The following is a 10,853-nucleotide window of genomic DNA, read 5'->3' as shown; positions in this document are numbered from 1 at the left end:
TTGCGCCGCAACGCGAGGCTTTCGTCGAAAAGGCGCGAACGCTGGATCAGGCCGGGCTGAAGCCGCAGGCGCGCGAGGCCTGGCAGGCAATCCTGAAGGTGATCCCGCACCATCAGGAGGCCGCAGGCCGGCTCGGGCGGCTGGCTTTTGAGGATCGCGATTACGCGAACGCCGCTTCGCTGCTCGAGCGGGCGACGGCGAGCGAAGCCCCCGCCCCCACATGGTTCGATCTCGGCCTCGTGCGTCAGGATCTGCGCGACTATCCGAGAGCTGTCGACGCCTACCGCAAGGCACTCGAAATCAAACCCGATCATGCCGAGGCCGCGCTCAATCTCGGCATCGTGCTGCAGGAATCGGGCGATCCAGATGCCGCGATGCAGGCCTATCGGACCGCCTATCGCCTGCGCCCAAACATGTTCGGCTCGATTGCGATGGCGCTCACGTCCGCCTCGCATGGCCGGCTGTGGCTCGACGAGGCGGCGCTCAGGCGCTCACTCGCGAGTTAGATGCCCGCGGCGGGCGCGAAAATGCTTGCGATAGACGTTGGGCGCGGCGAGCACATCGGCGACCGTCTTCGAATAGGACGCTTGCTGCGCGTCATCAAAACCTTCAAACACGAGCTCTGGCGCCTCGCGCGGCACCGCAAAGCATTGCGCGATCGGCGTGCCCTTCGGCAGCACGCCGACAAAATCCGGCGCGGTCCAAACAGCGGGAAAATTGATACCGCCATCGAAGAAGCGATCCGCATCGACCAGCCCCGTCACGGTGCGGAATGGCAGATCCGTGCGGTTCACCGGATGGGTGGAAAACAGCGACCAGCCGGGCTCGATCTCGATGGTCCAAAAGCTGTTGAACTTGATCGCAGCCTGCCCGGCATTGCCCAGCGGCGCCCCGGCGAGTTGGGCGGCGACATGGAAGCTTAAGGGCGCCCGCGGATGGCCCACCGTCGCAGGCTGCGGGATATCCCAGTCCCATGTGAACGCGCCACGATCGACCTTCACGTCACACGGCAGCGGGATCATGACGCCATAGGCCATCGCGTCGACGAAGGGTGGGCACTGTTTGACAGTGCGGATCTCGCGGCCGTGGATCTCCGAATGCGCCTTCGCCGGCATTTTGCGCAGCCAGTCGGGCAATTCGCCGCGCGCCGGCACCGGCCGCGGCAGATGCTGTTCCAGCGCCGGGTCGCAACGAAAGATCATGCGCATGTGAGATTCCCCGTCAAAGCATCGATGTTCGTGCTTTATACCGCCGTCATGCCCCACGGAAGCGGGGCATCCATTAATCACGACCGCCAGCGATCGACCCGAGATAGCGCGGCGTACTGGATCGTCCGCTTTCGCGGACGATGACCACTGAAAAGCAAGGCCGGGATCACTCCCGGCCTTCGTGTTGTCTTCCGCTGTCATGCCCCGCGAAAGCCCGGGCATCCAGTATTCCAGAGAGTTCGTCGTACTCTCGAACGCCGCGGCGTACTGGATCGCCCGGTCAAGCCGGGCGATGACGACGGAGAACATATCAATCGTTCGAGGCGCGCTTCGGCGGCGAGGCCGGCCACGACTTGATCAGCGTGTCGTAGTCGATGGTTTCGCCCTTCGGCTTCTCGTTCGCGAGCTTGCGCTGCGGAGCGATGTTGCCGTCCTTCTCCGACTTGCTGAACCAGTGCTCGGCGGTCTCCTTCTTGTTCAGCTTCGGCCCGCAATTGCCCTGCACACCCGACTTTTCAAGACGTTCGAGAACCGAGTCCTGGGCGGCGGCGAGCGCATCCATCGCGGCCTGCGGCGTCTTCGCACCGGACGACGCATCGCCGATGTTCTGCCACCACAATTGCGCAAGCTTCGGATAGTCAGGCACGTTGTTGCCGGTCGGGGTCCACTGCACGCGCGCGGGCGAACGGTAGAATTCGATCAGGCCGCCGAGTTTCGGCGCACGCTCGGTGAACGACGTGTCCCAGATGTCGGATTCACGGATGAAGGTGAGACCGACATGGCTCTTCTTCAGCGACGTCGTCTTGGAGACGATGAACTGCAGATAGAGCCAGGCCGCCTTGCGGCGGTCGACCGGGGTCGACTTCAACAGCGTCGCCGAGCCGACGTCCTGGTAGCCGAGCTTCATGCCGTCCTTCCAGTACGAGCCGTGCGGCGACGGCGCCATGCGCCATTTCGGCGTGCCGTCGGCATTCATCACCGGCAGGCCGGGCTTGACCATGTCGGCGGTGAAGGCGGTGTACCAGAAGATCTGCTGGGCGATGTTGCCCTGCGAGGGCACCGGGCCCGACTCGGAGAAGGTCATGCCTTGCGCCTGCGGCGGGGCATACTTCTTCAGCCAGTCGAGATATTTGACGATCGAATACACCGCCGCCGGCCCGTTGACGTCGCCGCCACGCTCGACCGAGGAGCCAACCGGACGGCAGCCTTCCATGCGGATGCCCCATTCGTCGACCGGCAGGCCGTTCGGAATGCCCTTGTCGCCGTTGCCGGCCATCGACAGCCAGGCGTCGGTGAAGCGCCAGCCGAGCGAGGGATCCTTCTTGCCGTAGTCCATGTGGCCATAGACCCGGACGCCGTTGATCTCCTTGACGTCGTTGGTGAAGAACTCGGCGATGTCTTCATACGCGGACCAGTTCACCGGCACGCCGAGATCATAGCCGTACTTGGCCTTGAACTTGGCTTTGTAGTCCGGATTCTGGAACCAGTCGTAGCGGAACCAATAGAGGTTCGCGAACTGCTGGTCCGGCAACTGGTAGAGGTGGCCGTTCGGCGCAGTCGTGAACGACTTGCCGATGAAGTCGTTCACGTCGAGCATCGGATCGGTGACGTCCTTGCCCTCGCCCGCCATCCATTCCGTCAGGTCGACGGCCTGGCCGTAGCGGAAGTGCGTTCCGATGAAATCAGAGTCGTTGATCCAGCCGTCATAGACGTTCTTGCCGGATTGCATCTGGGTCTGGATCTTTTCCACGACGTCACCTTCCTGGATGATGTCGTGCTTGACCTTGATGCCGGTGATTTCCTCGAACGCCTTGGCGAGCGTCCGCGATTCATATTCGTGGACGGTCAGGGTCTCGGACGTGACGTTGATTTCCATCCCCTTGAACGGCTCAGCGGCCTTGATGAACCACTGCATCTCCTTCAGCTGGTCGTCCTTCGACAAGGTCGAAGGCTGGAACTCGCTGTCGATCCATTTCTTGGCAGCGGCCTCATCGGCCAAAGCAGGCGCAGTGACCGCGGTCGACCCCGCCATCAGCGCGACCGCGCTCGTCATCATCAAGACCCGGGCACTGGTCAAAGGGCCCTTCCTTCGCTCTAAACGTCGCATGGTGTTCCTCCGTTGCAGCGACAAAACTAACCCAGGCCCGGGTTGACCCCGGATCTGCTCTCTTTCGCGTAAGGCTAGACCGTGCGGAAAATCAGCACGGCGCACCCGAGCGAAATCAGCGTTGCGAGCCACAGGCTCGAGACTTCGATGCCATCCTCACCAATCGGAAGCGTCGCGATGGTGTCGGTGCCGACTAGCCCGATCCAGACGAGATGGATGATCGCAGTCAGTATCAGCGACAGAAACAGGCGGTCGCCGCGCGTCGTCGGGATGCGCAGGACGCCGACGCGTTCGGCCTCCGGATAGGCGGCCGCGAGCCAGGTCATGACGGCAAGCGTGCAGCCGAGAGCCGCGAAGAAGATCGCAGTCGGCAGCGTCCAGGCCATCCATGCGATGCTGTCCATAGCGCCTCCTCACACCCGGCCGAGCGCAAAACCGCGCGCGATGTAGTTGCGGACGAACCAGATCACCAGCGCACCCGGAATCAGGGTCAGCACGCCAGCGGCCGCCAGCAGTCCCCAGTCCATTCCGGCTGCAGAGACGGTTCGGGTCATGATTGCCGAAATCGGCTTGGCGTTGACCGTCGTCAGCGTGCGCGCCAGTAGCAGTTCGACCCAGGAGAACATGAAGCAAAAGAACGCGGCGACGCCGATTCCGCTCGCGATCAACGGCACCAGTATCTTGGCGAAGAAACGCGGGAACGAATAGCCGTCGAGGAATGCGGTCTCGTCGATCTCGCGCGGCACGCCGGAGACGAATCCTTCCAGGATCCACACCGCGAGCGGCACGTTGAAGATGCAGTGCGCCAAAGCGACGGCCCAGGGCGTATCGAACAACCCGATCGCAGAATAGAGATTGAAGAACGGCAGCGCATAGACCGCGGCCGGCGCCATGCGGTTCGACAACAGCCAGAAGAACAGATGCTTGTCGCCGAGAAAACGGTAGCGCGAGAATGCGTAGGCCGCCGGCAGCGCCACCGTGACCGAGATGATGGTGTTGATGACGACATATTCCAGCGAGTTGATGTAGCCGGAATACCAGCTCTCGTCGCTGAAGATGCGCATGTAATGCTGCAGCGTCGGATGATGCGGCCACAGCGTCATGGTCGAGACGATCTCGCTGTTGGTCTTGAAGCTCATGTTGATGAGCCAGTAGATCGGCAACAGCAGGAACACCAGGAACAGCGACATGATGATGCGGCGGCCGGGAATCGTGTGCATCACGCAACCCCCTCTTTTTGCGGCCGCTCGATGCCGGCATTGGTCATCACGGTGTAAAACACCCAGCACACGATCAGGATGATCAAATTGTAGACCAGCGACAGCGCCGCGGCCTTGCCGAGGTCGAACTGCCCGAGCGCGATCTTGACGAGTTCGATCGAGATGAAAGTGGTCGAGTTGCCAGGGCCGCCGCCGGTGACCACGAACGGCTCGGTGTAGATCATGAAACTGTCCATGAAGCGCAGCAGCACCGCGATCAGCAGCACCCGGTTCATCTTCGGCAGTTGGATCGCGGTGAACACGGACCAGCGCGAGGCGCCGTCGATCTGCGCCGCCTGATAGTAGGCGTCGGGGATCGATTTGAGGCCGGCATAGCAGAGCAGCGCGACGAGACTGGTCCAGTGCCAGACGTCCATCACGATGATCGTGATCCAGGCATCGATGTCGTTGGCGACGTAATTGTAGTGGATGCCGATGTGGTTCAGCACATAGCCGAGCAGGCCGATGTCCTCGCGCCCAAAGATCTGCCAGATCGTGCCGACGACGTTCCAGGGGATCAGGAGCGGCAGAGCGAGGATCACGAGGCAGGCCGCGACCGTCCAGCCTTTGGTAGGCATCGACAGCGCGATCACGATGCCGAGCGGCACCTCGATGGCGAGGATCACGGCGGAAAAGACCAGATTGCGCCAGAGCGACGCAAAGAAGCGGCTGCCGAGATCGGTCGAGGGATCGAGCAGCTCCTTGAACCAGCCGACCCCGTTCCAGAAGAACTGGTTGTTGCCAAAGGTGTCCTGCATCGAATAGTTCACCACCGTCATCAACGGCAGGATGGCGGAGAACGCCACCACCGCGAACACCGGCAGCACCAGGAACCAGGCCTTCTGATTGACGGTCTTGTCCATCAGGCGGCTCCCTCGACCAGGCGGCTGTCGGCATAGACGTGCACGTTGGACGGCTCGAACTTCAGCCCGACGCAGCCCTCCGACGGCGCAAAACCTGCCGGCACGCGCGCGGCGAACTTCACATCCCCCACCCTCACCCGGGCAAAGCGGATGCGGCCGAGATCGTCGATGCGGTCGATCTTGGCCTTGAGCAGGCCGGGCGTCGGCGCCGCGACCTCGACGAATTCGGGACGCACGCCGATTTCGATTTTGGCGCCCGGCGGCAGCGCGTCATAGCCGCGGCTCAGCGCAATCGTATGACCATCGATCCGCGCCTCGCGGCCTTTGACCTCGGCAGCAATGATGTTCATGCCGGGCGAGCCGATGAAATAGCCGACGAAGGTGTGTGCCGGCTTCTCGAACAGTTCCGCTGGCGTGCCGCTCTGCACGACACGGCCGTCATGCATCACCACCACGGTGTCGGCGAAGGTCAGCGCCTCGGTCTGGTCGTGGGTGACGTAGATCATGGTGAGGTCGAGCTCGCGGTGCAGCGCCTTCAGTTTCGAGCGCAGCTGCCATTTCAGCTCGGGATCGATCACGGTGAGCGGCTCGTCGAACAGTACGGCGGCGACATCGGACCGCACCAGGCCTCGGCCGAGCGAGATCTTCTGTTTGGCATCGGCCGTCAGCCGCGTCGCTTTGCGTTTGAGGTCGGCGGTGAGATCGAGCAGGCGGCCGATTTCGGCGACACGCTTGTCGACCTCCGCCTTCGGCACGCCGCGGTTCTTCAGCGGGAAGGCGAGATTCTGCCCGACCGTCATGGTGTCGTAGATGACGGGAAACTGGAACACCTGCGCGATGTTGCGCTCACGCGTCGACCGCAGCGTGATATCTGTGCCGTCGAACAGGATCTTTCCACGCGATGGCGTGACAATACCGGAGATCAGGTTGAGCAGCGTGGTCTTGCCGCAGCCGGACGGCCCGAGCAGCGCATAGGCGCCGCCCTGCCGCCAGGTCATCGAGATCGGTTTCAGCGCAAAACTTTCCGGCGCGGCATCGTTGCCGCCGTAGGAATGCGCGAGGTCGACGAGGTCAATGCGAGCCATGCTGCATTTCCCTCAGGTGTGGCCAGGCGCGGCGACGAGCCGGCCGGCCGTGTCGAACACGAAGACATTCTCCGGATCGAGTACCGCGTCCAGCACATCGCCGGGCTCGAATTCGTGCACGCCGTGCAGCACGGCCACCCAGTTGGACTGCTCGCGATGCAGATGCACAAAACTTTCCGAGCCGGTGATCTCGGTCACCGTCACGGTCGCGGGAAAGGCGTGACGGCCGGCGGCCCCGTTGGCAATTTCGAGCTGATGGGCGCGAAAGCCGACGCGATAGTCGCCGTCGGCGAGCTTCGCATAGAGCCCGGACGCCGGCACTTCGATGCCGCCGCCGTAAGCGACCGAACCGTTGCGCTTCTGGATCGGCACGGTGTTGAGCGGCGGATCGGAAAACACCTGGGCGACGCGCATCGTATCGGGGTGACGGTAGACGCTCGACGTCTCACCCGCCTGCAGCACCTGCCCTTCCCACATGCACACGGTGCGGCCGCCCAGCAGCAGCGCCTCGGACGGCTCGGTGGTCGCATAGACGAAGATGGCGCCCGAGGCCTCAAAGATGCGCGGCAGCTCGGCGCGTAGTTCCTCGCGCAGCTTGTAGTCGAGATTGGCCAGCGGCTCGTCGAGCAGCACGAGGTCGGCGCCCTTGACCAGCGCACGCGCGATCGCGGTGCGCTGCTGCTGGCCGCCGGAGAGCTGCAGCGGCGTGCGCTTCAAGAACGGTTCGAGCCGCAGCAGCTTTGCCGCTTCCATCACCCGCGCGTCGATCTCGGCGCGCGGCTTGCCCTGCACCCGCAGCGGCGAGGCGATGTTTTCGTAGACGCTGAGCGCCGGATAATTGATGAACTGCTGATAGACCATCGCGACCGAGCGCTGCCGCACGTCGATGCCGGTGACATCATTGCCGTCGACCAGCACGCGACCCATGGTCGGCTTGTCGAGGCCGGCGAGCAGCCGCATGATCGAGGTCTTGCCGGACAAGGTCGGGCCGAGCAGCACGCTCAAGGTGCCCTTCTCTAGCGTCAGCGAGACGTCGCGAATGGTCGGCAGGCCGTCGACCGTGCGGGTGACGTGGTCGAGCGTGACGCTCATGTCCGCCCTCCCATTTCGCGCAACGGCGCCTCGGCCGGACCGCTCGATGCGGCAATCCAGTCGTCGATCGCGGCGATCTCGGCGGAAGACAGCCGCAATCCCAGTTTTGACCGGCGCCAGACGATGTCTTCCGCCGTCACGGCCCATTCCGACGCCATCAGATATTTGACCTCGCGCGCCGTCAAGGTCGCGCCGAAGGACGGGCCGAGGTCAGCCGCGGTCCTGGCATCGCCGAGCAGCTTTGCGGCGCGAGTGCCGTAGGCATGGGCGAGCCGGCCGGCATGAATCGGATCGAGGAAGGGATAGTTGCGCTGCAACTCCGCTGATAGCGCGGGAATCGCTGATACGTCCATGTCGCCGCCGGGCAGCGGCGACTTGCCGGTCCAGCCCTCCCGTGCCTTGGCGCTGTGCAGATACGGTTCCAGCCGCTCCAGCGCTTCTTCCGCGAGCCTGCGATAGGTCGTGATCTTGCCGCCATAGATCGACAGGAGCGGCGCGCCGCCCACCATGTCGAGTTCGAACACGTAGTCGCGCGTCGCGGCCTTCGCTTCGCTGGCGCCATCATCATAGAGCGGACGGACGCCGGAATAGGTCCAGACCACGTCCTCCGGCTTCACGGATTTTGCCAGATATTCGCTCGCCGAGGCGCAGAGATAGCTGATCTCTGATGCCGTCGCCTTCACCTCGGCCGGGTCGCCCTCAAAATCCTGGTCGGTGGTGCCGATCAGCGTGAAATCGTCCTGATACGGAATGACGAAGATGATGCGACCGTCGGCGTTCTGAAAAATGTAGGCGCGGTCGTGCTCGTAGAGCTTCTTCACCACGATATGCGAGCCCTGCACCAGCCGCACCTTGGCCTTCGCATTGACCCCGACGCCGCGCGTCAGCACGTCTTCGACCCAGGGCCCGCCGGCATTGACCAGCACACGCGCGCGCACGCTCGAACGCGCGCCGCTTATGGTGTTTTCGAGGTCGACCTGCCAGATGCCGTCGACCTGCCGGATCGACACCGCACGCGTGCGCGTGCGGATGTCGGCGCCGCGGTCCGCCGCGTCGCGTGCGGTCAGCACCACGAGGCGCGCGTCGTCGACGAAGCAGTCGGAATATTCAAAACCCCTGGTATAGCGGTTGGGGATCAGCGGTCGGCCGACCGCATCCGTCGTCAGGTCCACCGAGCGTGTTGGTGGCAGCAGATGCCGGCCGCCAATGTGGTCGTAGAGGAACAGGCCGAGCCGCAGCAGCCAGGCCGGGCGGAGGCCCGCATGGTGGGGCAAAACGAAACGCAGCGGGCGAATGATATGAGGCGCGATCTGCCAGAGAATCTCGCGCTCGATCAGCGCCTCGCGCACCAAACGAAACTCGTAATACTCGAGATAGCGCAGGCCGCCATGCACGAGCTTGGTCGACCAGGACGATGTCCCGCTCGCCAAATCATTCATTTCACAGAGAAAAACGGAATTGCCCCGCCCCGCCGCATCGCGCGCGATGCCGCAGCCATTAATGCCGCCTCCAATGATGGCGAGGTCGAAAATCCGATCCAACGAACGTTTCCCCAAGACGATCGCCTTCGTTTTCGGCGACTTTACTTTCGATTTTGACCTAACCACAAATTAAAACGAAAGCAAACGAAAAAGTGAAAAAATTGCGGCGGGTGGGAGCCCGCGCCTTCGCTCTGTGAGTCCAGGGATGCTTTCTGCGAGCGCGGGAGCGGTCGTCCGGCTCTTGAAACCGTTCGGGCGGCTTCAGCGGTTGCCCGCATCGGATCCGCGTCGGAGCGGAATAGGCGCGCCCTCGATAGTCGCCTCGGCCGCCTCGTCGATGTCTGCCGCCGGCTTGTCCATCGCCTCAATCACCTGGATGCCACGGGAATGACAGATATTGGCGAGCCCTGCCGGGAGCGCAGCGTCGGTCACAAAAGTCTGGATCTGGCTCATATGGGCGATGCGCACCGGCGCGCTGCGGGTGAATTTCGTCGAGTCGGCAACGAGGATCACGGCACGCGCGTTGGCGATGATCGCCTGCGCCACCTGCACCTCGCGATAGTCGAAATCCAAAAGTGCGCCCTCCTCGTCGATCGCGGACGCGCCGATGATCGCATAATCGACCTTGAACTGCCCGATCAGCTGCGTCGCGGTCGAACCGACCACGGCGCCATCGGCGCGGCGCACGGCGCCGCCCGCCACGATCACCTCGATGCGTGGATGGCGATACAGCAGCATCGCGACGTTGAGATTGTTGGTGATGACGAGCAGATCCTCGTGCGAAGTGAGCGCGCTTGCCACCTCCTCCGTCGTGGTGCCGATGTTGATGAAGAGCGAACAGCCGTTCGGAATCAGCGCAGCAGCGGCGGCGCCGATCGCCTTCTTCTCCTCGGCGGCCACGAAACGCCGCGCCTCATAGGCGAGGTTTTCCACGCCGGAGGCGATCATCGCGCCGCCGTGGATGCGGGTCAGCGCGCGCTGCTCGCAGAGATCGTTGAGGTCCTTGCGGATGGTCTGCGCTGAGACCTCGAAACGCCGCGCGAGGTCTTCCACCAGCACACGGCCCGAGGCTCGGGCAAGGTTGAGGATTTCGGTCTGGCGATGCGACAATCCGGGCATGGCATCTAACCCCTTGAAACAACGCCAAGGTAGCGCCTTTGCCCATGCGGTCAACGCGCAAAGTGGGTTAATGGGGGCTGCCGCAGCGCGTCGAAGCTGCCTCTCGACAAAGCGGGCCGCCGGCGCAAGACTGCCCGGACAAGCAAAATCCAGGGAGGAACCGATGACCATCACGCGTCGTGATTTGGCGATATCAGCGCTTGCGCTTTCCCTGCTCACCGCGGGTCCGGCCTTCCCCGGCGCGGATGAGGATGCGATCGCGAAAAATCTCGAAGCCTTCCGCGCCGCACAGGTGGCCGGGAATACCGAGGTGCTCGCCTCGCTCTGCATGGACGAACTCAGCTACAGTCACTCCAGCGCCAAGATCGACACCAAGGCGTCGCTGCTCGAGGGCATCGCCAAGGCCAACTACAAATGGGCGCCGCTGGAGTACAAGGATCCGACCATCCGCGTCGTCGGATCGGCCGCGATCGTGCGTTTCAATTTCGTCGGCGAGCAGGAATTCACGGACGGCAAGAAGACGCCGCAGAACCTGCACATCCTGATGAACTGGGTGAAGCAGGGCAACGACTGGAAGCTGTTGTCGCGCGCCGCGACGAAGCTGTGAGTTAACTCGTCATAGCAGGAACGTAGCCCGGG

11 protein-coding genes are annotated in these 10,853 nt (G+C 63.3%); 2 read left to right on the top strand and 9 right to left on the bottom strand.

The annotated features are described in order from the left end of the window. On the top strand, window positions 1-506 hold a 506-nt coding region (locus JOZ76_RS00555), incomplete at its 5' end, for a tetratricopeptide repeat protein (protein WP_291696689.1). Here the strand turns inward: JOZ76_RS00555 and JOZ76_RS00550 are convergent. The 9 genes from JOZ76_RS00550 to JOZ76_RS00510 all read right to left on the bottom strand — a co-directional run bounded on the left by JOZ76_RS00550 (window position 492) and on the right by JOZ76_RS00510 (window position 10,214). Then, complete coding sequence (locus tag JOZ76_RS00550) at window positions 492-1,208, bottom strand: hypothetical protein (RefSeq protein WP_291696688.1); 717 nt, start codon at window positions 1,206-1,208, stop codon at window positions 492-494. The genes JOZ76_RS00555 and JOZ76_RS00550 overlap by 15 nt on opposite strands. Before the next feature lie 310 nt (window positions 1,209-1,518). Continuing rightward, window positions 1,519-3,315 (bottom strand): ABC transporter substrate-binding protein, encoded by a 1,797-nt coding sequence (locus JOZ76_RS00545; RefSeq protein WP_291696687.1) that lies wholly within the window; start codon window positions 3,313-3,315, stop codon window positions 1,519-1,521. Window positions 3,316-3,389: 74 nt separating this feature from the next. Further along, on the bottom strand, window positions 3,390-3,719 hold the full coding sequence (locus JOZ76_RS00540; RefSeq protein WP_291696686.1) for a DUF2160 domain-containing protein: 330 nt from the start codon (window positions 3,717-3,719) through the stop codon (window positions 3,390-3,392). 9 nt (window positions 3,720-3,728) lie between these two features. Next, window positions 3,729-4,535 carry a carbohydrate ABC transporter permease gene (locus JOZ76_RS00535; protein WP_291696690.1) on the bottom strand — a complete coding sequence of 269 codons (807 nt, stop codon included), beginning with the start codon at window positions 4,533-4,535 and terminating at the stop codon, window positions 3,729-3,731. Then, window positions 4,535-5,437, bottom strand: coding sequence for a carbohydrate ABC transporter permease (locus JOZ76_RS00530; protein ID WP_291696685.1), 903 nt, complete (start codon window positions 5,435-5,437; stop codon window positions 4,535-4,537). Before JOZ76_RS00530 ends, JOZ76_RS00535 begins: the two co-directional genes overlap by 1 nt. Then, entirely contained in the window at window positions 5,437-6,522 is a 1,086-nt protein-coding gene (locus tag JOZ76_RS00525) for an ABC transporter ATP-binding protein (RefSeq protein ID WP_291696684.1), read from the bottom strand. The genes JOZ76_RS00530 and JOZ76_RS00525 overlap by 1 nt, the downstream gene beginning before the upstream one ends. Before the next feature lie 12 nt (window positions 6,523-6,534). After that, a complete protein-coding gene (locus JOZ76_RS00520) occupies window positions 6,535-7,614 on the bottom strand; it encodes an ABC transporter ATP-binding protein (protein WP_291696683.1) in 1,080 nt (359 codons plus the stop codon). Beyond that, window positions 7,611-9,155 carry a glycerol-3-phosphate dehydrogenase gene (glpD, locus tag JOZ76_RS00515; protein ID WP_291696682.1) on the bottom strand — a complete coding sequence of 515 codons (1,545 nt, stop codon included), beginning with the start codon at window positions 9,153-9,155 and terminating at the stop codon, window positions 7,611-7,613. The genes JOZ76_RS00520 and glpD overlap by 4 nt, the downstream gene beginning before the upstream one ends. Window positions 9,156-9,356: 201 nt before the next feature. Then, window positions 9,357-10,214 (bottom strand): DeoR/GlpR family DNA-binding transcription regulator, encoded by an 858-nt coding sequence (locus JOZ76_RS00510; RefSeq protein WP_291696681.1) that lies wholly within the window; start codon window positions 10,212-10,214, stop codon window positions 9,357-9,359. A gap of 163 nt (window positions 10,215-10,377) precedes the next feature. Between JOZ76_RS00510 and JOZ76_RS00505 the strand changes: the two genes are divergently transcribed. Continuing rightward, window positions 10,378-10,821 carry a nuclear transport factor 2 family protein gene (locus JOZ76_RS00505; RefSeq protein ID WP_291696680.1) on the top strand — a complete coding sequence of 148 codons (444 nt, stop codon included), beginning with the start codon at window positions 10,378-10,380 and terminating at the stop codon, window positions 10,819-10,821. The last annotated feature ends 32 nt before the right edge of the window (window positions 10,822-10,853 follow it).

Source organism: Bradyrhizobium sp., from assembly GCF_019244115.1.
Classification (GTDB): domain Bacteria; phylum Pseudomonadota; class Alphaproteobacteria; order Rhizobiales; family Xanthobacteraceae; genus Bradyrhizobium.
Note: the sequence above shows the minus strand (reverse complement) of the source record. Positions and strands in the feature narration are given on the sequence as shown.